Origin of the sequence: Aequorivita sp. Q41, from assembly GCF_039831855.1 — a bacterium.
Taxonomy (GTDB): domain Bacteria; phylum Bacteroidota; class Bacteroidia; order Flavobacteriales; family Flavobacteriaceae; genus Aequorivita.
The window spans coordinates 94,174-118,154 of record NZ_JBDPMS010000004.1 but is presented as its reverse complement, the minus strand read 5'-3'; the positions used below and the strand labels follow the sequence as shown (position 1 = coordinate 118,154).

The following is a 23,981-nucleotide window of genomic DNA, read 5'->3' as shown; positions in this document are numbered from 1 at the left end:
TGAACTTTCCTGAAATAGGTTGACTAAAAATTAAGCAATTAATTACAGTCACTTATGAAAACACAAAATGAACACTGGCGAAAAAAAAGCTATCAAAAAGCAACTTTAGAGACCAAACTTTTAGTTGTTGACCAAATCCTTAGCGGACAATTATCCAATAACCAAGCTTCTAAAAAATATGACGTTCCCAGAACCACTATTTCCTATTGGTTGCGAAAATACAGTACCTTAGTGCAACAAAATACAGGTATGAGTAAAAACGATGAGATTAAAAAGTTAAAGGAAAAGATCGAAGAACTTGAGTTCCAAAAAGACTTTCAACAGGACATTATCGCTGATATGGAACTTATTACAGGCGTCGATATGTCAAAAAAGTCCTTGCCCAAAACATTAGCAAAAGAGATAGCGTTAAAGAAAAAACAGCGTATAAAAGAAAATGGCTCTATGGATGTTTTGGGATATCTAAACAAGCCTTCTACAAAAGACTAAGAACGCAACAGAAAAAAGAAATAGCGCATCAAAAAATGATTAAAATGGTCAAGGACTACCGTAAAAAAGTAGGCTCTAAAACTGGAGGAATTAAACTACATGCAGCACTTAAACAAGACTTTATAAACGCTGATATTAAAATAGGTAGAGACAAGTTCTATCGATTCCTTAGACTAAATAATCTTTTGATTCCCAAAACTAAAAATTACATCACAACTACAAACTCAAACCATATGTACAAAAAATATAAGAACCTTGTAAAAGACCACGTTCCTAATCGACCAGAACAGCTTTGGGTGAGCGATATAACATATATTAAAACACAAAACGGACACAACTACTTAGCATTAGTAACAGACGCCTATTCTAAGCAAATTATGGGCTATAAACTCGATAACCATATGAGAACATCTCTTTGTACAGAGGCACTCGCTATGGCTATTAAAAATAGAAAATACCCTAATAGAAAGCTCATTCATCATTCTGATAGAGGCTTCCAGTATTGCAATCCTAAATACACAACATTTGCTGAAGACAACAATATCACAATGAGTATGACCGAACAATATGACCCATATGAAAACGCTATTGCTGAAAGAATTAACAGAACCCTTAAATACGAATATGGATTAAAACAAACTATGAAAAACACAGATCTGGCTCAAAAAATGACCGATCAAGCTGTGTATATCTATAACAATCATAGAACACATTTTAGCCTGAACTTAAGAAAACCCGCAGAAGTACATTTAAACCCTAACATCAAATATAAATCCTATCGAAAAAATTATGTAAATTTATCTGAACTAACGATTTAAAAACATCGTTTTGAATAGTCAAAAAACAACAATAAAAAGGTCAACCTATTTCAGTATAATACAAAAAACACTGTCCAATAAAACAAATTAATTTTTTTGACTATATTTGTTGACTAATCAACATTATTGAAATGGAAAAATATGTATTTACAGATTCGGTTGGCTATTTAACAACCACTATTTCTAGAATATTACAACAGAAGTTACATGCTAGATTTAAATACACAGGGCTTAATACAACTCCTGAACAATGGCGTTTATTAGTTTTAATTTCTAATGAAGGAGAAATGAATCAAAGCAGACTTGCCGAATTACAACATAAAGATAGAGCCGCAATAAAACGATTAATAGATCATCTTGAAGTAAAAAAATTAGTAACTCGTAAAGCAGGACAAGACTCTAGAGCATACATCATTACACTAACTCAAAAAGGTAAAGAGGTGGTTCAAGTTTTTAATAAAGCATCTAAAGAAACGGTAAAAGAAGCGCTTAGTTGTTTTACCGAAACAGAAGCAAAAAAATTAAATCTACTTCTTAATAAATTACTTAATAATATCAGTTAAAAAAATTTGACTCAATTGTTGACTAATCAACGTTTATAGATAACAAAACATGAATACCAAGAAACCCTTAGAAATAACTTTACTGTTAGCAAGTATGCTTACCATGTTAGCCAACGCAATCATTGCTCCTTCTTTGCCAGCAATAAGTAGCGCCTTTAACACGGTAGAAAATGTAGAAGCTTTAACAAAATTAATGCTGACACTTCCGGCTCTTACCATTGCTATCATAGCGCCTTTTGCTGGACGTATTATAGACAAACAAGGTAGAATCAAAGTTTTAATCGTTTCTTTAGTTATTTATACACTTGCAGGAACATCTGGGTTTTGGCTCAATGATTTATACCTCATACTGTTAGGTCGTGTTATTTTAGGTCTTGGAGTTGCTGGTATAATGACCACCTCTACCACCTTGGTTGGTGATTATTTTGAAGGGAAAAAACGAGAACATTTTATGGATTTACAAGGTGCATTTAATGCACTTGGTGGTTTACTTTTTATTCCTGCCGCTGTTTTTTTAGCAGATATTAATTGGCACTACACCTTTTTAGTATATGGCTTCGCTTTTATTGTTTTACTCTTAGTTCCTTTCTATTTACACGAACCCAAACATCACCTAAAGCAAATAAAAAACGAATCCGATTTAAAGGTAAGTAACCAAATTTGGCTTGTATATATCAGTTCGTTTTTAACGCTTCTTTTCTTTTATATCATACCTGTTCAGCTTCCTTTTTTACTAAAAACTTTTACTGGTATTAATGCAAACTTAGTGGGTGTAGCCATCGGAATCATGATGATATCTTTAGCGATTTCTGCCATACTTTCTAAAAAAATAAGACAACAACTAAGCTTTTTAAGTATGTATATTTTAGGGTTTATGTTGATGGCTTTGGGATATCTTATTATAGGTTTTAGTTCAAGCTATCTTATGGCAATAGTTGGTGTGATTGTAGTTGGTTTTGGTATTGGTTCGCTTATCCCTAATGCTAATGTGGATTATGTCTTTAGTGCCTCCAAAACAGCGAGGAAAATACATTGGTAAATTAACAAGATTCAATTTTTTAGGAATGTTTATGTCTCCCATAGCTATTCAACCTATACAAAATGCTTTAGGGCTTCAGTATAGTTTTATAGCCGTTAGTGGTATTTTATTGATGTTTTCCATTATCTATTTTGTAACAACAAAAACGATGTCTAAAACACGATGAAAAAGTCAAAACGAAATATAGAAAACACCTCAAAAACACGTGGCTTTTTAGACTTGTTTTTCTTTGTCTTAATGATTCTTGTACTGATTCCACAAAGTACAGGAATTGCTATACATGAATGGTTAAGTTTTATCATCTTATTACCTTTCTTCTTGCATCTAATTATTAATTGGAATTGGATTATTACCCATTCTAAAAAGCTAATCAGAAGAAAAATAAAATTTGATTACATATTTAATTGGGTTTTATATATAATAATGTTGATAGTAACAGTTTCTGGAATTGTTATTTCAGAATCGGCCTTACCTTCAATAGGTATCCATTTTAAAATCACTCCTTTTTGGACTATGATACACAATGCTTCGGCAACTTTATTCATCGTTTTTTTAGGTATCCATTTAGCTTTACATTGGAAATGGATTGTAAATACCAAAAAAAAACTACACTTCATATCGGATTTTCATCATATAAAACAATTCATAAACATTCTTAAAAAACACAAAACATCACTTTTATTACTAGTTTCTATCAGTGTTATTCTTTCATTAAGTATTTGGCTTATTGAATTTACATCTTGGGCAGAAAATATAAATTTAAATAGTATTCAAAACAAAACCACAGATTCTGAAAAACTACCCAAACAATGGTTAATATATGTATTGCCATTGGTTAAAGTAAGCGTATTGCTTTGCATTCCGGCTGTTTTGACCAGACTCATTATTAAAATAAAAACAAAATTTAAAAATTAACAGTATGGCACTATTAGAAAACATAATGAAAACAATAATGGATAAAGGAGTAATAACATCCAAAGAAATACTCTCCGAAAGCGTTTATAAAATTCAAATACAAAGTGACGCTGTAAAAACGATGGACTTTGTGCCTGGTTGCTTTATACGATTAGGTGTGGGCATTGGTAAAAAAGCAAACTCAAAAAATGATATGGTCAGAAGCTATTCTATTTGGGATATCGACAAAGATTTAAACACCTTTAGTCTTGCCATAGCTACGCACAGCAATGGAATTGGTGCACTATGGGCGAAAGACTGTATGGTAGGCGACACCGTTTATTACAAAACCAAAACAGGCAAATTTACCGTAGACACTACTGCAAATAGCTATTTAATGATTGGCGACCTATCTGCATTATCGCATTTATACATTATTAACAGATATTTATCTGAAGATAAAAAAATAGAAAGCATTATTTACAACAAAAACGTTTCAGAATTATATCCTGATATAAACAATAGCACACCGTTTAATTTTTACGATATTGAAGAGAATAATCCGAAAGAAATAATAGCTCAAATAGAAAATTTAATACCAAAACTTAAAGGTGAAAAAATGGCTTATATTGCTGGAGACAGTAGGCTCTGCATTGCTATAAACAAATACTTAAGAAATGAGCTAAAATGGAATACCAAACAAATTAAAACGAAACCTTTCTGGAATCCTGCCAAAAAAGGCTTGGAGTAAAAGCCCATACCGCTAACAATGTATATAAAAAATAGGGCTTTTGTGCTAACTCCAAAGTTCTGTGTTTATCTACAAAGTCCGCCAAATATAAAATTTTGCATTTAAACGAAAATTAAAAACAAAATATTTATATTTAGCTAAGTGTTAAATCCGAAATGTAGTACTTATCAACCGCCCTACTTTTCATATACTAACCGTTGCCCACAATTGCACCCGCAAACAAAGTGAATAATCATTAAAATTATTTACTTTTTGCTTATTTAATATTTAACTTCTTTATATTTAAATAACCAAAAACACTTGTTATTAAAAAGCACACAATACTGAATATAGTAACAGAGGAAATACCAAAAATTAAAGGCATTTTTTCACCCAAAGAAACTGATAAAACACTAAACGAGTATGGAAAATAAATGGATTGTTGTGGAGCTTGTGAAACGATGATACCTATAATAGCTAAAAACATTCCAAAGCCTAAAGGAATAACAAAGTTCTTAAATCTGAAACTTAACCAAAATTGAATTCCAATAATACCAAAAGAAGCCACAAAAGATGTAATTAACATTTTAATGTATCTCAAATGTTCAGGCGAAAAATTTAAAAACCCTAAATCTTGATAAACAAAACCTAATAAAACACCTGATAAGAGAATTGCTATATAGTAGTATAAATAAGTAACCATTATAGCTAGAATAACAATGCTTAATTTTCCAAAATATATACTCGATTTGGGTACAGGCAATGTAAATAGATGTTTTATTCCTAAATATTTATGCTCTATTTGCATAATCAAACTCGTTATTAAAACAATAAACATTGGTATAAAAAAGGGAGTAGAATTTTCAATTTGAGTAACCATAAATTTTTCCCAAGGATTTATTCCTGCTGCCGGAACTAAAGTTTCACGCTCAAAAATGTAAGCTACAATAAATAATATAGGAAAAAGGACTGCACTAATAATTGTAAGCCAAAAAGCAAATGTTCGTTTTAACTTAATAAGTTCATTTTTTAAGCTTGCGGTATAATATAATATTGTTGACATACTATTAATTTTCGGTTAATGATAAAAAGAGTTCTTCTAAATTATTCTTAATAGATACCTGATAAATATTAATTCTCTCAGTTCTTAAAACATCTATCACATTTGTTATTTCATTTTTACTTTTCACTTCAATTTGTATAAAACCATCAAGCAACGAAATGTTTTCCATTTTCAAATTCTTAAGTGCAGACATTCCTTCAATAGGCTTATCCACTTCTATTTCTAATTTGATATTTGTTCCTTTAGATTCTTTTAAACTTGCCACAGTATCTTGATATAACATTTTACCATTTCTAATAATACCAACGTGTGTACAGGTTTTCTCAATTTCACTTAACAAGTGACTTGAAATAAAAATTGTTGTCCCAAACTTTTTGTTTAAGTCTTTAATAAGGGTACGCATTTCTATAATCCCTTTCGGGTCTAATCCATTTGTTGGCTCGTCTAAAATGATTAGTTCAGGATTACTTAATAAAGAAATTGCTAATCCTAAACGTTGTTTCATTCCTAGTGAATATTCTTTAACTCTTTTGTTTTTAGCGTTAGTTAGGTTTACAATCTCTAATACTTCAAAAATTCTACTTGACGATATATTCTGTCTGTAGTTGGCAGATATTTTCAAATTATCAATCGCATTTAAATGCTCGTATAAAGACGGATTTTCTATTAAGCCACCTACTTTATTCAAAACTTTAAGTCTTGATTGTCCATTAAAGAGTTCCCCAAAAAGAGCAACAGTTCCAGAGTTTTTCTTTAAAAGACCAAGAATTAGTCGAATGGTGGTACTTTTCCCTGAGCCATTTGGACCTAAAAAACCATAAATACTTCCCTTGGGAACTTTAAGCTCTAAATCTTCAATATCTTTCTTATTTTTGGAATATGAAAAATTGAGATTTTTGGTTTGTACAACAAGTTGATTCATTTTTAAAGTTTAATAGGTTGGTATATTATCATAACGATTAAAGAGGGAAAATGTAACAAACTATTAGATAAAGCAAGAATGATTTTATACATTACGTGGGAATAATACGTTGCACAACAACGTATATAAAAAATAGCGCGAGTCTTTGATAACACAGAGGTTCGGGCATTTTTGGAAAGTCGCCAAATTTTTAAATTTGACAAATTCCCAAAAATAAAATAATTAGTAAAATTTAAAAATTCGGCTTACCATTAATCTGAAAAATATCGCTTATTAACAGCGCTATTTTTCATATATAAGACCGTTAGGCAACATATGAAAAAAACATTCGGAATTTTAATAATAATTTGTTTTTCAATTTTAAGTTGTTCTAAATCCACGAGCATATCAGCCGAAAAAAATGATATATCTAAATATGGATTGAAAGGAAAGGTGAAATCTATCGAAACAAACCTATACAATTTTGAAATAAAAAATGATTCTACTATTATAGGTCAGGGAATAAACAACTTTGACTTTGATAGCTACTCTTTAAAAGAGTTCAACAGTATTGGATTCTTAACCTACGAGAAAACTTATGAAAGTGAATTAAATTACTTTTATGATTCATCTAAAAAACTTACCAAACTAACTGAAAAATATAATAATGAAGATTCACCATCTGTGATTTATGAGTATGATTACAATCAAAAAGACAGTCTGACAAAAGTCATTTATAAAAATGATGATTTGGAAAGAAAAATGATATTTAAAAGAGACGAAAAAAACAGAAGAGTTAAACGAACTGATTATGTAAGTGATACAATTCAAATGACTTATAAAGTTGACTACGATAAATCAGGAAATATAATCAACGAAAATACTTACATACAAAAATCAAAACCATCTAAATTAATATCACGAAGTTATAGTGAACAAAATTTACTGTTAACTGAAAAAATCACAGAATTTCGTTCTTATGACACTTTGAATTACAAAAACATCTATTTATATGACAACGACTCAAAAGTTATCGAAATCAAGAATAACTTTTTTGATGAAACAGACTATACACAAGTTCTTAAAAAGTACGATTCTGATGGCTGTTTAATTGAAGAACAATGGATTCCGAAAGGTAGTAACTCTTTTGTTGTGATTACTCAAAAATTTGATAAATATGGAAATACTATTGAATTCTCAAGGTCACCAAATAACGATACAGAAAGTGATGTTTGGATTAGCAAATACAAATTTGATAAAAAAGAAAATTGGATAGAAAAACAGAAATTTAAGAACGACAAACCAGTCGTTTTAGTAAAAAGAAAAATCGAATATTATTAATAAAAAAACGAACGCACAACAACGTGTATAATTAATGGCTAGTTCTCGCTTACTTACGAACCCCGAAGCTTCGGGGCTCGCGTTCCGAGACTTCGGATTTTCTATTTGGTTTGTATTTGCTAAATTATGTGCGTCAATCCCGCTACTGCGCTTATACCAAACGTTGGCAATAATTTTGACAAATAATGAGTGAATTAATTAACAAAATAAATGAAAGTGTAGTAAATCTCTCAAAATCTGAGCAAAAGGAAATTTTGAAATTTTCAAAACGGCTAGAATCTTATATCCACGTTCCAACAAACAAAAAAGAATTTGAGCGAATGATATCTTTTGCATCTAATGATTTTTTAGTAAACTTTGTTCTAAAGGTATTGGATGGTTACAAATATCCTGAAGAAAGTAAATATCCGTTTGATATAGTTTCTTATTGGTATAGCATATGTTTATTGGCGTTATCTAATATAGAAGAGGCAAGGAAATTCCCTATAAATTTAGGAAATCAATTTCTTAAAACAGAACACAATGATTTATTTCTATTTAGGCGAATACTGGAGTTTATTAAAGATCCAGCCTACGAACCATTGACTAAAGATATTGAAAACTACTTCTTATCTAAGCAAAATGAGTTAGAATCATACAAATGGGCAAAGGAAATAGGGCTAGAATTACCAAGCGACAATAATTGGGCTTTGTTTTTTGAAATATCTACAGATGGAAAATTCCGATTTGGTAATGATTTGACAGATAAAGAAAAAGAAAATCGTTTAAGAATAACCATCTCAGTTTATCCACTCCGAGACAAAAAATGTTGGGAGATTGAACTAAAAAATTGGAATAAAACTATTTTTGCTTGGTGGCCAACACTTTCAAAAAATGAAATCAAACTTGAAAAAAAACGAAAGAATTATACTTTAAAAACAGAACCCTCTTTGAGAGGTTTAAAAGAAGTTATTCAGGAAATAGAAACCGCATTAGATATTAAACTTGACAGAACTATATATAGTAAACGGTTTAAAGGTAAAATTAAAAATAAAAATGCTGTTCAGAAATGGTTTATGGAGAAATAAACTATTGCTAACAATGTATAAACGCAATTACGGTGGATTCGACTATGTCCAAATCCAGCCATAATTGCTAAAGCCTGTGCTTAATCAAAAATTTCAGTATATTTAATCCGTAACTGACACTTATACCGAACCGTTGGCAGTAATTTGAACTGTACCAATTTGAAACAAAATTAGTCCTTATTTGAAAACTCAATTAATGAAAAAAACTATTTTGCTAATTCTACTTTTAGCGTCATTAAAAAGTGTCGGACAGAAATCGGAATTAAACATTACGATTGACGAAAGAATAGAAACCATCTATTCAATAGCATTTTTAGATGATTACTTTCTAGTCAATAATCACGAAAATCATTACAAATCAAAGCTGAAAAATAATTTTAAAGCTCTGAAGAACCATAAGGCAGTAGCTTTATTTGACACATTATCTAAAAAGCACGGTTTTAATTTTAATAACGTTACAGATTGGGTTCTACAGTTCGGAGAATTTCCTGAATTGAATAAAGTAAGAGAAGTCATAAATCCTGATTCTTTTGATGAAAGTAAAGGGGATTATCTAATTAAAAAATTCAAAAAAGAATTTATTTCCTTCAATAAAGATTCTTTATTTCAAGCCTATTTAACCGAAGTAAAAGAATTGAATGAGAAAGTACTTAATCAAGTTAAACAATCTAAATCTATTCAACATCTTCCAGCGTATTTAGAAAAATATTACGGAAGTGAATTGGGTTCCTATAATTTAATTCTCTCACCATTAGTTCATTCAGGAGGATTTAATTCAAAATTCATAGCAGATGGAAAAAAAGAAGTTTATGCTATAATTGGACCAAATGGTGAAATTGAACATATTCCATATTTTGAAAAAGAATTTCTTGAAATGGATTTAATTTTACACGAATTCGGTCATTCCTTCGTAAACCCTTTAACGGAAAAATTTCAAAATGAAGTCGAAAATATTAAAGAAAAATATTATACTGAAAGTTTAAAAAAAAATGGAAAAACCCAAGGTTACAGCGAATGGAAATATGTTTTTAATGAACTTATAATAAGAGCAATAACAATCAGAATAGCAAATGAAAATTTTGGAACAGAAAAAGCTAAAGAACTTTTAGACTACGAAAAATCTATTGGATTTTTTTTAGTAAATAATATTGTAAAAATTTTAAAAGAATATGAAAATAAGAGAGAAAAATACTCTGAATTTAGTGAGTTTTACCCAATATTAATTGAACGAATGAAATAAAAACTACCGGGAACACCGTGTCCTATGAAAAGCACTAATCCCGTTCTTCAAAAATAATATTTTAATTATCTCATAATGTGTTTTTGGGGTGTTGGAATGTTGATAATTCCCAAGGATTATCTATATTTCAATACCATATAACTTGCTCCGCATCCTATATGTGATCCATCGTCAAGCGCGGTCACTAGCATCTGTATGATTATAAGTTATAATAAACCTGGCCACTTGCTATAAATGTGTGATCCAACTCTGGAGCTGCCACCTACATTGTTTTGTGATACAGGTTTTTAATACTTCTTTGTGAGCTTTGTTATCTATTTATTATTCTATGACCCCTATTGCATATGGAGTTTCTGTTTTTATGACTGCCAAAGTCCTGGTCAATAATTTACGAGCGACCTTGATTATAATTGACTTGACGTTTTTTCCTAAATACTTGCGGTAATAGGCGCATGTTTGTGGAGACATCGCGCAGTTCCTGATCTATAAACCTAAAGCTTCGCATTCTGCTATCCAGAGTCTCACGTGCCGAAGGATATGCAAAAGTTATCTCGTCAACCCAATAGCGGAACTTGTAGCTCCAGTGGTCGTTGTCAAATTCTTCGGGAATAGCAATGCCAAAATACAACAGCTGCATTTTTATAAAACTCTTTACGCGCCTGTAATCCTTGACCAGATCGTTTCCCCTTCTGAAAAGACTGCGCAATTGCGCCCGCTCCACATCTGGAACGTGGATGCCCTCAAGCCTGCCATCTTTAAGCTCCCTGCTTATGAGTTGGGCATCTATTTTATCTGTCTTGGTAAAACGTTCCTTTCCCTTGCGGTGAATATCGGCTGGGTTCACTACTAGGGAAGTCCAACCATAGGTTTCAAAACTTCGATGGGCGTAATAGCCGCAACAGCCAGCTTCATAAGCTGTAGTGACCTCGTGGCCCGGAAAATGTTTGGTCACATACGCTTGCAGCACTTCAGGCTTAGGGGGCATCGCGAAGGACTTTCCGCCGAACAGATCGGAAGCACAGAGAACTTTCCAGCTCCGCTTGTGAATGTCGATGCCAATGTATAACTTTGGTTGGGTTAGGTGCTTAAAACACGCAACTAATCTTATACAACAACGTTGTAGCACATTATGACGAACATTCAACAAACCGAAAAACAGTAGTCACTTAAACAAATGGATATTGAAAAAATCTTAAATAAAATTGGAGAAACATATCATCCTATTACCAATGAATGTCAACAAGAGTTAATTGCGAATTCAAAAATTGTAAGTTATAAAAAGGGCGAGATTGTAGTTCGTGAAGGACAATTTTCCAAAAAAGCCTACTTAATTGTAAAAGGTTGCTCAAGAGCATATTATTTAAAAGACGGAAAGGACATTTCTGACTGGTTCACTTTTGAAAATGAAATAATGGCTGCAATTATCAGTTTTTTCAGCGAAGAGCCAAGTCCTCATTATGTTGAATTTATTGAAGATTCCGTTGTCCTTGAATTTTCAAAAGATACAGTTGATTGCCTTTCAGAGAAGCACCACGATTTTGAACGTTTTATTAGTAAAGTTGTTACTCAAACTATGTTAGGTCTATGTGAAAGATTATATACCATTCAGTTCAACAAGGCAGAAGACCGATACAAGCACCTTTTAAATATTTATTCAAATATAACCCAAAGAATACCTCTTACGCACATTGCTTCTTATTTAGGCATTACGCTTGAAACTTTGAGTAGAATAAGGAATCCCAAAAACCGAATTTGATCTATATCAAATGATACATCTTCCATTAAAATGACCTTTGTAAAAAGGTTTAAAAATGGAAGAAAACAACAAACAACTGAAATCAATTTGGGGAAAATGGTGGGAACCTATTAGAAAATGGTTTTATCCCACTTGGTTATTATATGAACTTACCGTTCGTTTTTACGAATACGCAATAGCCGTTTACAACTATTTTATCGAAAAGCAAGATTATTTCGATTCATATTTGGGAGAAATCGGCACACAAATATTAGCTATTTTTTGTAGTGTTACCAGCTTCATAATTTGCACATTCTTCTTAACGGTATCAACTTGTTTTATTCTTTATAAGTTCTTCAGAATTGAGAATTTAACAAACACGAAATTTGAAAGAAAATTGAAAACTTATTTTTAGGTTTATGAAAAACATACTAATCATAAATGGACATCCAGATAAAGAAAGTTTCAATTTTGCACTTTCAAAATCCTATAAAAAAGGGGCTGAAAAATCGAATGCTGAAATAATGGAAATTAACATCAGAGAATTGAACTTCAACCCAAACCTACAATTTGGATATAGAAAGCGAACAGAATTAGAACCAGACCTGTTAGATGCTCAAGCCAAATTAAAATGGGCTGACCATTTAGTTTGGGTTTATCCAGTTTGGTGGAGTTCAGTTCCCGCAATTATGAAAGGTTTTTTAGACCGAGTTTTACTTCCAGGATTTGCATTTAACAAAAGAGAGAATTCTTTATTAAGTGACAAACGTTTTACAGGGAAAACGGCACGAATAATTTGTACTTTAGACCAACCAGATTGGTATTATAAATGGGTTTACGGAAACCCAAGTCATAATGCAATTAAAAAGGGAACATTGCATTTTATAGGAGTGAAAAAAGTCAGAATTACGACTGTTGGACCTATAAGATTATCAAAAGAAGCGTATAGAATAAAATGGTTGAAAAAAGTTGAAAAATTAGGACAACTGAACAAATAGTAATTTGTGATTTAAACATACGGAGAAATAACGTTTGCCAACAACGTATAAAATTAATTGCTAGTTATAGCTAATTTACGAAAGTCCTTGCGGACTTACTATCTGTGATTTATTTGCTAACTTTAGTGCTTAAAACACGCAACTAATCTTATGCAAACACGTTGTAGCCAATTTGAGAAATGAACTTTCCTGAAATAGGTTGACTAAAAATTAAGCAATTAATTACAGTCACTTATGAAAACACAAAATGAACATTGGCAAAAAAAATAACAGATCAAGCTGTGTATATTTATAACAATCTTAGAACACATTTTAGCCTAAACTTAAGAAAACCCGCAGAAGTACATTTAAACCCTAATATCAAATATAAATCCTATCGAAAAAATTATGTAAATTTATCTGAACTAACGATTTAAAAACATCGTTTTGAATAGTCAAAAAACAACCATAAAAAGGTCAACCTATTTCAGTATAATACACTTAATCAATAATCTGTAGCCATATTTCAGGACGAGACATTTGAAAAAAAGATTGAGAAAACAAGAATGATTTTAGATGATTTAGAATATATCACTATTGAAAATCAAACAACTGAATTTCCAAAGCACTTTCACGAAACCTTTTGCATTTCGTTAATACATACAGGAATTGAACAAATTGATTTTGAACATCAAAGTCTTTTCAGTGAAGCAGGTTCTATTTCAATAACTAATCCTTACGAAATACATTCTAACCCACTATTTGACAAAACAGCTCAATTAAAATTTGATACAATTTACGTTCCTAATCAATTGATGAAAGACATACTAAATGGAAAGAATATTAAATTTACCAACAGAAAAATAAATAACAAAAACGCTAACAAATTGTTTGTGGAACTTAAAAATGCTATTGATAAACAAGAAACTGAAAATATCGAATTTAATCTACATCAATTTATTAATACCATCAAATCGTACTCGCAAGAAAAAGACAAAGAGTATTCTGAATTAAATCTAAATAGTTTTAAGGAGGTTAATAGCTACATTGAAAAACACATTTGCGAAAAGTTTAGTCTAGATGAACTATCGAAAATTGCGAATATTAATAAATATGGATTTACGAAAAAATTCAAAGCATCAACCGGTATGACACCAATTAATTACATATTGATGAAAAAAGTATTTTCAAGTAAAATGTTAATTAAACCCAATACAGAACTTACAACATTAGCGTATCAATACAACTTTACAGACTTGGCACATTTTTCAAAAACATTTAAGCGGTTTGTTGGAATTTCTCCTAAAAATTACCAACAAAGCATCATTGAAAAACTATAATTGCCAACATTATACAAGTGGCAATATTATGACTGCATTACATTTGGAAAAATTTAAACCCAAATGAAAAAAATAGTATATCTCTCAATTATCTTTTTTATAATATCAAATTCAATTTTTGCTCAAGCAACAGATGATTCTTATTCACAAAAAAAATTCGTTGAAGATTTTGATTATTTAATCACAGAACTAAAATTACAACATCAGGGACTTTATGAATATGTTGAAAAAAATGAAACAAATGCGAAAATTGACAGTATTCGGAACACATTAGAAACATGTCAAACAAAATTAGAGTTCTACGAAAAGTTAAGGTATGTTATTGGATTAACAAATGAAGGACATACTTCTATTGACCTTCCAAGGTGGTCAATGATAAAATTTGGACTCTCAAAATCTTTTATACCATTAACAGTCAAACTATGCAACGAAAATCTCATTGTTACACAAAATTATGGCAATGAGGTTACAGATCTTAAAAAAGGTGTAAAAATACTTTCTATCAATGGCAGGAAAGTAAGTGAAATACTTAAAAAAGTTTATCCTTTAATTCCTACAGACGGTTTTAATGAAACTTCTAAAAGCGAATGGGTTGGTGGTTTAAATTTTTCACTACTTTATAGATTGGTTTACGGTAAAGAGAAAAAATTTAAAATTGAAGTTCAAGAATTTAATAAAAATAAAACACAAACTTTAACCATTCCTGCAATTCGATTTACGAAATTTAAAACCAAAAAGGCCAAATTTGCTTCACAAGATTTTGACTATAATCATTTTAAATTTGAGCAGATTAACGATTCTATTGCCTATTTGAGCATACCAAGTTTTGGCGATGATCATATTAATTACGAAAAATTTTATCAATCCAACTTTAAAAAAATAGACTCGTTACATATTAAACATTTAATGATAGACATTCAAGCCAATGGGGGAGGAACAGAAGGAAATGAAAACTTACTTTTCAGCTATTTGTCAAACAAAATCACACAAAAATATAAACAAGTAACAATGCTTCCAAGACCATATCGTAAAAATAAAAATAAAGAAGGATATATAGAAGACGCGTGGAAACTTGAAGACACAATTGCAAAAAGAGGAAGCTTCACATTGTTCAGCGATTACTATTCCGATTTAGGATATGAAAAACCACAAAAGGAACTAATTTACAGTGGAAAATTGTACGTTTTGATAAGTGGCAAGACATTTTCGGGCGGTGCAGAATTTACCAGTTTGGTAAAAATGACCAACAGAGGAATAGTAATCGGAGAAGAAACTGGTGGAACTTACGAAGGAAATGTTAGCGGGTATTCGGAATATGTGAAATTGCCAAATTCAAAAATTGAGGTAAAAATCCCGACTGTTCATTTTCAAATTAATGTAGAACCGAAAATAAAAGGACGAGGTGTAATTCCTGACTATGAAGTACCTCAAACTTGGAAAGATTATTTGAATGGAAGAAATACAAAAAAAAATTTTACAATTAAAAAAATAATGGAATAAAAACGTTTGGTAACACCATATATTATTTATTGCTAGTGCTAGCCTACTTACGAACCCCGAAGCTTCGGGGCTCGCGTTCCGAGACTTCGGAATTCTATTCGGTTTTTATTTGCTAACTTTAATGCTTAAAACACACAACAAAGCATATACAACAACATTAAGTCCAATATTATATACGAAATGTCAATAACAAAAGAATCTGAGTTAATCGGAATGAAAAAAATTAGTGAAGTTGTTGGAACTACACTAAAATTAATGAGAGAATATGCTAAAGTTGGTATGTCAACTAAAGAGCTTGATGAATATGGTGGTGAAATTTTAAAGAGTTATGGAGCTAAATCTGCACCTTATGAAACTTATGGATTTCCTGGTTATTCTTGTATAAGTATAAACAAAGAAGCTGCACACGGAATACCTTCAGAGAAAAAAATATTAAAAGAAGGAGATTTAATTAATATTGATGTATCGGCAGAACTAAACGGATTTTGGTCTGATAATGGCGGTTCTTTTGTTCTTGGAAAAGACATTCATAACCACCAACCTCTTGTTGATGCTTCTAAAAATATATTACGTAAAGTTATAAACAATATAAAAGGCGGAGTGAAAATTTCTGAAATTGGATATTTAATAGAAACTGAAGCAAAAAAATCAGGATTTAAAGTTATTAAAAACTTGGCTGGTCACGGAGTCGGTAGAAGTTTACACGAAGAGCCTGAAAATATTTTAAACTACAGAGTTAAAAGTAACAGGGAAAGATTCAAAAAAAACACAACAGTAGCAATAGAAACTTTTATTTCAACAAATTCAACTGTTGCAGTCGAACTGAATGATGGTTGGACTTTAGTCGGAAACAAAGGTGGATATGTAACCCAACACGAGCAAACAATACTTGTAACTGATAACTATCCAATCATTTTAACCGAATCAAATGAAATTTGGAATTAAATAACTGGCTACAATACCGTGTATAAAAAATGCTTATTTTAGTGCTTAACCAAAGGGTAGGAGTGTGTTTGGTTTTTTTCGGGTTTAACACGAACAATCACAGAAATTAATCCCGCACATTTCATACACAAAACCGTTGTGTGTCATACTGACCGTGAACTTTCCTGAAATAGGTTGACTAAAAATTAAGCAATTAATTACAGTCACTTATGAAAACACAAAATGAACATTGGCAAAAAAAATAACAGATCAAGCTGTGTATATTTATAACAATCTTAGAACACATTTTAGCCTAAACTTAAGAAAACCCGCAGAAGTACATTTAAACCCTAATATCAAATATAAATCCTATCGAAAAAATTATGTAAATTTATCTGAACTAACGATTTAAAAAAATCGTTTTTAATAGTCAAAAAACAACCATAAAAAGGTCAACCTATTTCAGTATAAAACACTAATTAAAATATGCAGAACCTATTATTTGAATTTATCTCAAAATACATTTCACTTTCTGAAAAAGAAAAAGAGGTTTTAACTTCACTAGATATTTTTCGCACTGTAAAAAAAAATACTGTTTTACTAAAAGAAGGCGAGCATTCTAATAATGGGTATTTTGTTTTAAAAGGTTGTATTAGAACGTACTATATTATTGATGGAGAAGAAAAAACTACTGCTTTTTATACAGAAATGGAAGGCATAACACCAAATTGTGTACTAAACAAAAAAGCCTCTGAATATTACCTAGATTGTATTGAAGATTCTATAGTAACCGTTTCTAATCCTGATATGGAAAGCGAGATGTTCCAGAAATTTCCAAAATTTGAATCTTTATGTCGCATAATCTCAGAAGAACATTTAATGAAACAAAAATTAGACTTAGACGAGTTTAAAACAACTTCACCAGAACAACGCTATTTGAGTTTATTACAAAACAGACCAGATCTTGTTCAGCGTGTTCCACAACATCAACTAGCAAGTTTAATAGGAATTAAACCTCAATCTTTAAGTAGGATAAAATCGAGAATTCTAAAAAATATAAAAAACTAATTTTCTTTTCTTAACTTAAGTGAACGTTTTCTGCTATTAAATAAATTTAGTTTTGCATTATAATTCAAAAACGTATTAGATGCAAAACTGTATTCCTTTATTATTATCCTGCTCATTAAATTTTAATACACTCTCTAAAATAGGGAGTTACAGCTTTGAAACCTTTAATGCTTTTAAAGCAAAATAAAATATCAAAATGTAGCTAATGGATACACGAACTAAATTATCCACCTTATGGATTGTGGTAATACTTAATATAATATTTGCCGATATTCTATCGATTATAATAGAACTTGTAAATAGAAATACACTCAATATTTTTGGAGAAATAATTACAACAATGGCCATTGCCGCAGGTATAACCAATATACCGATACTTATGATTTATTTTTCTAAATCATTATCTTTTCGAATAAATCGTATCCTTAATATTGTCGCTAGTGTTTTAACTATTATATATGTTATTGGAGGTGGAAGCTTAATGCCTCATTATATAATTTGTGCAAGCATTGAAGTCATTGCACTTCTAATTATAATTATCACGGCTTTGAAATGGGTAGATACTAAAAAAATACTAATTGAGAATGAAAAGGCTTAAAAAATTAGTGCTGACAGAAATACATATGTAGTATTATTAATACAATTCATCATCAATAATATACAACTCAGTAAATAAAAATTCTAAATCAAAAATTATTGGTTGAGTTTTACATCCGCATCATACAATAGGAAGAATATGGTTGGCGCGGGTACTATTGGGTTTGAGTATGTTATAAAAAACAACAGGAGTTTGGTTGGGGAAATTTCAATTTTAACGCCTATATATACTTCACGAACATATATATTATTTTGAAATCATTAAATCTTTAAAATCAATAAAATGATAAAACAACAACAAATTGTAATTATTATTATAAGCATGACCATATTCTTGAGTTGCGGTTCTCATAAACCTCAATTTGAAGGTGTTCCTTTTGAAAAACATGAAACATTAGATAATACAGGATTTACCCAACAAAGATTAGACTCTTTAACAAATTATTTAAAAAATAATCTTGAAACAACAGGAATGGTGATATTAAAAGATGGTAAAATTCTTTATGAATATGGAGATATTAACGAAGTAGGGTATATAGCTTCATGCCGTAAAAGTGTTTTAAGCATGTTGTACGGAAAATATGTTGAAAATGGAGTTATAAATTTAAATCAAAAAATAGGCGAAATTGGTATTGATGAAGATAAAGGATTATTAGAAATAGAGAAAACTGCAACTATTAACAATATAATTACATCTCGTTCTGGAGTGTTTTATGAGCCTGCAAATGGAGGGTATGACGAAAATAACATTTTAGAAAGAGGTAGCGTAAAACCAGGATCGTATTTTGTTTATAATAATTGGGACTTTAATGTGGCTGGGGCTATTCTCGAAATGAAATCTGGAAAAACTGTGTATCAAGAAATTGAAGAGCAACTTGCAATTCCCTTAGGGTTTCAAGACTGGAATATTAAAAATCAAAAAGAAAAATACAATAAAAGTAAATCGAGATACCCTGCCCACCATATGTATTTATCAACTAGAGATATGGCTAAAATTGGACAACTTATGCTTAATAAAGGGGAATGGAACGGAAAACAAATAATATCTAAAAACTGGATTGATAAAATTACAACTACAGTAACACCAACTGAAATTGTAAATAAACGATATGGACTAAACGAATCAAGTCCATTTCAATTTTCTTATGGCTATATGTGGTGGTTAGCAGATAATTTCAAGCAACACCCTGATTTTGAAGGAGCTTATACTGCACATGGATGGGGAGGTCAATTCATAACCGTTATTCCAAAACTTAAAATTGTAGTAACCCATAAATATAAAGTGCCAACATTAGTTAATTGGGGACTAAAACCGGGTGGTGTAAGCAATGATGCTTTTTGGCAATTATTATATGTTTTTGTTACAACAAATAACAATTGAAGTTTCTGTCTTTAAAAACATAATAGTAACTCAAACTAAAAAAATCATAGAACAGAATAACTAGATACTAATTAATAAAAAGTATGATTAATAAAACAATAGCTTTTCTAATTATAGGGCTAGCTATCCTATCGTGTAAGAATGATCAAAAAAAGTCTGACGAGAACAAAAGAGAACCATTAAATAAACACGCTCAAAATTATTTAGCAGATTATAATGAATTAATAGATACCTTGTCTACATATCATCCTGCGCTCTATGAATTCACGTCAAAAGCTGATTTCGATAAAAAAGCTAAACAGTTACGGAGTGAAATTGATAATACAACTACCAAAAAAGATTTTATTTGGAAGTTGAGCGAGATTATTGCAATAGTTGGTTGCGGCCATACTTCATTAGGGTTTTTTAATCAACAAAGAGATTTACTAAAACCCAAAGACTACTTTCCGCTTCTCACAAGACTTATCAATAATAAACTTTATGTTATAGACAATTTAACTAATAAAGATACTGTACAAATCGGTCAAGAGATAACCCACATTAATGGCAAATCTATTAGTGAAATGATGGCTGTTATTTATTCACATATCAACACTCAAGCAGATATTGAAAGTTCAAAAAGAAAACTTTTTAATGGGTATAATACCTCTATAATTCCGTACGCCTTAAATTTTCCCGATGTTTACAATGTAAAAATTGCAGGTAAAAGTGGAACAATTAATTTAAAATCTCTAAATGAAAATCCACCCTATGCGCCACTTTTTAGTACTGAGCACCCGTGTCAAAGTGATTTTTGTTTAACAGAAATTAATGCTGAAACTACTTTATTGACCCTACGGAACTTCGCATATTATGGCGATAAAACAAAAGTTTTTTTGAATTTCCTACATGATTCTTTTAAAGAAATTAAAACCAAAGGTTATAGAAACTTAATAATAGACGTTCGTCAAAATTTGGGAGGACCAGGAGAAGCATCAATCAATCTCTTAAAATATACGCTACAAAAACCTTTTCAATACTTTGAAATTAGTGATTATGGAAGAAAAGAGATGCAGCAACCTTTTGAAAACAATTTTAAAGGGAAAATTATTTTTGTAATGAATGGAGATGGTTATTCTACCGTTGGTCATTTAGCATCTGTATACAAAGATAAAAATAGAGTAGTTTTTGTTGGAGAGACTTTAGGCTCAAATCAATTCTGTACTGCAAATCAAAAACAGTTCGAACTAACAAACACAAAATTCACTTATACTGTGGCTCGAAACATATTTATTACAGATGTTCAAGAAAAAAACCCAAAGGCTACTATTGAGCCAGATATTGAAATTGAGCAATCAATTGATGATTTTTTATCAGACAAAGATGTAGTTTTAGAAAAAGCGATAGAATTAACTAAAAAATAAAAACTACAGCCAACAGCGTGTGTAATTAATTGCTTAGTTTTAGCCTACTTACAAATCCTGAAGCATCGGGGCTCGCTCCTGATGCTTCGGGATTCTATTCAGTTTTTATTTGCTAAATTAGGAGCTTAAACAGGCCACTAACCCTACACAAAACCGTTGTGTATAATGTCTAAAATGAAGAAATTTATAGGAATATTATTGATTTTAGTGATCTCTATTTCTTGCAAAAGTAAACTATATAGGAAAAATCAAAATATTGCTAAAACGGAATACAAAAAAATAGTTGAAGATAAATATGAATTAAATAAGCCTGTAAATAAAGCAAATGCAGTCTTAATACTTTTTGGAAATTATGCGGAAAATGCAGAAACTATTGAACGTGAATTTAATATACTTAAAGATGCTAAAAATAATGATGTAGCAATTCTGTATTTAAATTTTAACCAAAGTTTTTGGCTCACTAAAAATGATAAAATCGAGTTGACAGAGACTCTTGAAAACATATTTAAGGATACTAAATTGCCAAAAGATAATATTTTTATTGGTGGGTTTTCAACTGGTGGTAATATATCCTTGTTACTTTCTAATCACTTAATCAAAACAGATAATAAGATCCAACCGAAAGGAGTTTTCATAGTGGATTCACCGATTGACTTACTAGCTTTTTATAAAAAATGTGAAAGAAATGTTCAGAGAAATTTTTCTGAAATTTCTGTTCAAGAAGGAACTTGGATAATAAACCTTTTTAACACCAATTTTGGTAACCCTAAAGATAACCTTAATAATTTTGAAAAGAATTCACCATTTACTTCACAGACTAACTTCATTGAAAATATTGCTAATTTAAATAATACTAAATTAAGGTTCTACACAGAGCCTGACCTCAATTATTGGAAAATAAATAGGCAATTTGAACCAGAAGATTTAAATGCTTACTCTATAGAAAAAATGAACACAGTGCTACAAAATAAATTTAATAATAACAAAATTGAATTGATAAAAAACAGAGAATAAAGGCTATCGTTCAGATGGAGAAAGAAATCCACATTCTTGGTCTATAGTAGATAAAGAAAAGCTAATAGAATGGATGCTAAAAGATTAAAACTAAACACAACCTTTGTAAGGTTGATTGCTAAAAACTGTTACTCTTAAAATATTGAAATAAAACTTATGAAGTATCTTTTCCTATTAAGCTTTCTCCCATTACTTACAAGTTGCGAAAATATAAAAGCATCAAAAGATTTTAATGAAAAACCTATTGAAGAGGTTCTAGTTAAACTGAAAGAATCTAATTTCCCTCTTGAGACCAACGTATCTTTTTTAAGCAGTTTAATTAATGCGAATAATAAAAACTATCTCGCTTACGAATTAAATATTCTCAATAATTACAAAGCATCTATAGCATTAAAAAAAGTTGAAATATTTGATTTAGCTTCAACCGAATTACCTATTGCTATTTTTGATTCTATTTACATTAATGAGAATCTCGAACGACCAAAATTAAGATCCGAAAATGACTTAAAAATAATTTCTGCAAATCAATTCGGAGTACTTAATTTAAACATAGAATTTAACGACATTAAAAATATTCCTGAAAAAATATTTCACAGACTTCATTTTAATATAAATAAAGGAAATGGAGAATCTATAGCATATACGTTTGAATCAACAATTTTAGATATTCCAAATAAAACAAAACTCACATTAGGGCTACCATTTAACAAAAAAGGAAAATGGCTATATGAAGCAGAAGGTCATAAAAACAGTAGGTTTTTTTCAAATGGAAAAGTTATTTATCCGCAACGTTTTGCTCTCGATTGGATTTTTGTAAATGATGATGGAAAACTTGCAAAAAACAATATTAAACAAAATAAAAACTGGTCTGGATATGGTCTTGAAATTGTATCAGTTGCTGATGGAGTTGTTGTAGATATAAAGGATAATATGATAGAAAATGAACCACTATCAGAAAAAATGGCTGTACGTATTACTAACAAAACAATTTCTGGTAATTATGTCATTATTGATATTGGGAATGACTTATATGCACTTTATGGGCATTTAATACCAAATAGTCTTAAAGTAAAAATAGGAGATAAAATCAAAAAAGGACAAATAATTGGCTTACTGGGCAACAGCGGAAATTCTGACTTACCGCATTTACATTTTCATATAGAATCTAAAAGTAATGTTCCTATGGGTGGAGAAGGAATACCATATCATCTTAAAGAATTTATACAATTAAAAAACTATTCCCAAGAAGAAGTGTCGGGATTATTTCATAGCAACCACGTTCCTTTAGATTCTTTAAGTCCAGTAAAGAAAAATAATGAATTTCCTATTGGATTTGGATTAATTGAAATAAAATAACTATTGCCAGCACCATATACAATTAATTACATTGTTTTGGATTTATTACGAATCCCAAAGCATTGGGAATCGCTCCCGATACCTAGTGAGGTTCTATTCGGTTTGTATTTACTACAATTGTGGCTGAAACACCCAACGAAATCATACACAAATACCTTGCAGTCACAATGGTAGGTAGATACAGGTATTGTACGCTCTTTTATGGCCAATAATCTGAACGTTACCCTGAGAGCCACCGATAATTTAAGAGTTTAGAAATGAATGTAGATGCCACTTAGGGCGGAAACTATTTAAACCTTAAACAATATTTCTGGCTAGAAGAATAAGCCTAAACCTTCGTTATAATTTTAGCAAGAGTAACAAAACGGAAAGAAAACAACGGGATAATAGCTTGGAAGCAATAGACAGAACAGGTGGCACTAATAGTATTTGTTTTTATGATGGCTAACAAATAGTAGCAGCCTGTTTTAATTATGTTGAATCTGCCAACACGTCCCATCGTTTATAATGATGCGCCTTTTTATAGTAAATACCCAATCTA

General features: G+C 30.5%; 24 protein-coding genes. 21 read left to right on the top strand and 3 right to left on the bottom strand.

Translation table 11 applies throughout. The annotated features are described in order from the left end of the window. Window positions 1-54: 54 nt before the first annotated feature. From ABJ955_RS13110 to ABJ955_RS13085, 6 genes are all read left to right on the top strand, one after another. On the top strand, window positions 55-489 hold the full coding sequence (locus ABJ955_RS13110) for a helix-turn-helix domain-containing protein (protein WP_347375085.1): 435 nt from the start codon (window positions 55-57) through the stop codon (window positions 487-489). Continuing rightward, a complete protein-coding gene (locus ABJ955_RS13105) occupies window positions 390-1,307 on the top strand; it encodes an IS3 family transposase (protein WP_347375088.1) in 918 nt (305 codons plus the stop codon). The genes ABJ955_RS13110 and ABJ955_RS13105 overlap by 100 nt, the downstream gene beginning before the upstream one ends. 131 nt (window positions 1,308-1,438) lie before the next feature. After that, entirely contained in the window at window positions 1,439-1,870 is a 432-nt protein-coding gene (locus ABJ955_RS13100) for a MarR family transcriptional regulator (protein WP_347375084.1), read from the top strand. A gap of 49 nt (window positions 1,871-1,919) precedes the next feature. Continuing rightward, a complete protein-coding gene (locus ABJ955_RS13095) occupies window positions 1,920-2,909 on the top strand; it encodes an MFS transporter (protein ID WP_347375083.1) in 990 nt (329 codons plus the stop codon). Window positions 2,910-3,071: 162 nt separating this feature from the next. Then, a complete protein-coding gene (locus ABJ955_RS13090) occupies window positions 3,072-3,824 on the top strand; it encodes a DUF4405 domain-containing protein (protein WP_347375082.1) in 753 nt (250 codons plus the stop codon). A 4-nt stretch (window positions 3,825-3,828) separates the two neighbouring features. Further along, window positions 3,829-4,554 (top strand): SIP domain-containing protein, encoded by a 726-nt coding sequence (locus ABJ955_RS13085; protein WP_347375081.1) that lies wholly within the window; start codon window positions 3,829-3,831, stop codon window positions 4,552-4,554. Window positions 4,555-4,810: 256 nt separating this feature from the next. Here ABJ955_RS13085 and ABJ955_RS13080 read toward each other — a convergent pair whose 3' ends face one another. Beyond that, complete coding sequence (locus tag ABJ955_RS13080; RefSeq protein ID WP_347375080.1) at window positions 4,811-5,596, bottom strand: ABC transporter permease; 786 nt, start codon at window positions 5,594-5,596, stop codon at window positions 4,811-4,813. A 4-nt stretch (window positions 5,597-5,600) separates the two neighbouring features. Then, the gene (locus ABJ955_RS13075) at window positions 5,601-6,518 is read right to left on the bottom strand and encodes an ABC transporter ATP-binding protein (RefSeq protein WP_347375079.1); all 918 of its coding nucleotides are present in this window, start codon (window positions 6,516-6,518) and stop codon (window positions 5,601-5,603) included. Window positions 6,519-6,833: 315 nt separating this feature from the next. On the opposite strand from ABJ955_RS13075, the gene ABJ955_RS13070 reads away from it, so the two are divergent. The 3 genes from ABJ955_RS13070 (at window position 6,834) to ABJ955_RS13060 (ending at window position 10,145) form a co-directional block, all read left to right on the top strand. Continuing rightward, window positions 6,834-7,838, top strand: coding sequence for a hypothetical protein (locus ABJ955_RS13070; protein WP_347375078.1), 1,005 nt, complete (start codon window positions 6,834-6,836; stop codon window positions 7,836-7,838). A 185-nt stretch (window positions 7,839-8,023) separates the two neighbouring features. Next, window positions 8,024-8,905, top strand: a complete 882-nt coding sequence (locus ABJ955_RS13065; RefSeq protein ID WP_347375077.1) for a hypothetical protein — start codon at window positions 8,024-8,026, stop codon at window positions 8,903-8,905. 196 nt (window positions 8,906-9,101) lie between these two features. Beyond that, window positions 9,102-10,145 carry a DUF4932 domain-containing protein gene (locus ABJ955_RS13060; protein ID WP_347375076.1) on the top strand — a complete coding sequence of 348 codons (1,044 nt, stop codon included), beginning with the start codon at window positions 9,102-9,104 and terminating at the stop codon, window positions 10,143-10,145. A gap of 388 nt (window positions 10,146-10,533) precedes the next feature. Here the strand turns inward: ABJ955_RS13060 and ABJ955_RS13055 are convergent, their stop codons facing one another. After that, window positions 10,534-11,271, bottom strand: a complete 738-nt coding sequence (locus ABJ955_RS13055) for a transposase (RefSeq protein ID WP_347375075.1) — start codon at window positions 11,269-11,271, stop codon at window positions 10,534-10,536. 48 nt (window positions 11,272-11,319) lie between these two features. On the opposite strand from ABJ955_RS13055, the gene ABJ955_RS13050 reads away from it, so the two are divergent. The 12 genes from ABJ955_RS13050 (at window position 11,320) to ABJ955_RS12995 (ending at window position 23,440) form a co-directional block, all read left to right on the top strand. Beyond that, window positions 11,320-11,901, top strand: coding sequence for a Crp/Fnr family transcriptional regulator (locus ABJ955_RS13050; RefSeq protein WP_347375074.1), 582 nt, complete (start codon window positions 11,320-11,322; stop codon window positions 11,899-11,901). Window positions 11,902-11,956: 55 nt separating this feature from the next. Then, on the top strand, window positions 11,957-12,295 hold the full coding sequence (locus ABJ955_RS13045; protein ID WP_347375073.1) for a hypothetical protein: 339 nt from the start codon (window positions 11,957-11,959) through the stop codon (window positions 12,293-12,295). Window positions 12,296-12,299: 4 nt separating this feature from the next. Beyond that, window positions 12,300-12,878, top strand: a complete 579-nt coding sequence (locus tag ABJ955_RS13040) for an NAD(P)H-dependent oxidoreductase (protein ID WP_347375072.1) — start codon at window positions 12,300-12,302, stop codon at window positions 12,876-12,878. 545 nt (window positions 12,879-13,423) lie between these two features. Next, entirely contained in the window at window positions 13,424-14,197 is a 774-nt protein-coding gene (locus tag ABJ955_RS13035) for an AraC family transcriptional regulator (protein WP_347375071.1), read from the top strand. Window positions 14,198-14,260: 63 nt separating this feature from the next. Next, window positions 14,261-15,697, top strand: coding sequence for a S41 family peptidase (locus ABJ955_RS13030; RefSeq protein WP_347375070.1), 1,437 nt, complete (start codon window positions 14,261-14,263; stop codon window positions 15,695-15,697). A 180-nt stretch (window positions 15,698-15,877) separates the two neighbouring features. Next, complete coding sequence (gene map, locus ABJ955_RS13025) at window positions 15,878-16,642, top strand: type I methionyl aminopeptidase (protein ID WP_347375069.1); 765 nt, start codon at window positions 15,878-15,880, stop codon at window positions 16,640-16,642. A gap of 465 nt (window positions 16,643-17,107) precedes the next feature. Then, window positions 17,108-17,689, top strand: a complete 582-nt coding sequence (locus tag ABJ955_RS13020) for a cyclic nucleotide-binding domain-containing protein (RefSeq protein ID WP_347375068.1) — start codon at window positions 17,108-17,110, stop codon at window positions 17,687-17,689. Between the two features lie 205 nt (window positions 17,690-17,894). After that, window positions 17,895-18,287 carry a DUF6326 family protein gene (locus ABJ955_RS13015; protein ID WP_347375067.1) on the top strand — a complete coding sequence of 131 codons (393 nt, stop codon included), beginning with the start codon at window positions 17,895-17,897 and terminating at the stop codon, window positions 18,285-18,287. Window positions 18,288-18,569: 282 nt separating this feature from the next. Beyond that, window positions 18,570-19,667: a serine hydrolase gene (locus ABJ955_RS13010; RefSeq protein WP_347375066.1), complete on the top strand. Its 1,098-nt coding sequence runs from the start codon at window positions 18,570-18,572 to the stop codon at window positions 19,665-19,667. Between the two features lie 83 nt (window positions 19,668-19,750). Next, on the top strand, window positions 19,751-21,070 hold the full coding sequence (locus ABJ955_RS13005) for a S41 family peptidase (RefSeq protein WP_347375065.1): 1,320 nt from the start codon (window positions 19,751-19,753) through the stop codon (window positions 21,068-21,070). Window positions 21,071-21,244: 174 nt separating this feature from the next. After that, on the top strand, window positions 21,245-22,084 hold the full coding sequence (locus ABJ955_RS13000; RefSeq protein WP_347375064.1) for a hypothetical protein: 840 nt from the start codon (window positions 21,245-21,247) through the stop codon (window positions 22,082-22,084). A 156-nt stretch (window positions 22,085-22,240) separates the two neighbouring features. Beyond that, window positions 22,241-23,440, top strand: a complete 1,200-nt coding sequence (locus ABJ955_RS12995) for a M23 family metallopeptidase (RefSeq protein ID WP_347375063.1) — start codon at window positions 22,241-22,243, stop codon at window positions 23,438-23,440. Window positions 23,441-23,981: the final 541 nt, after the last annotated feature.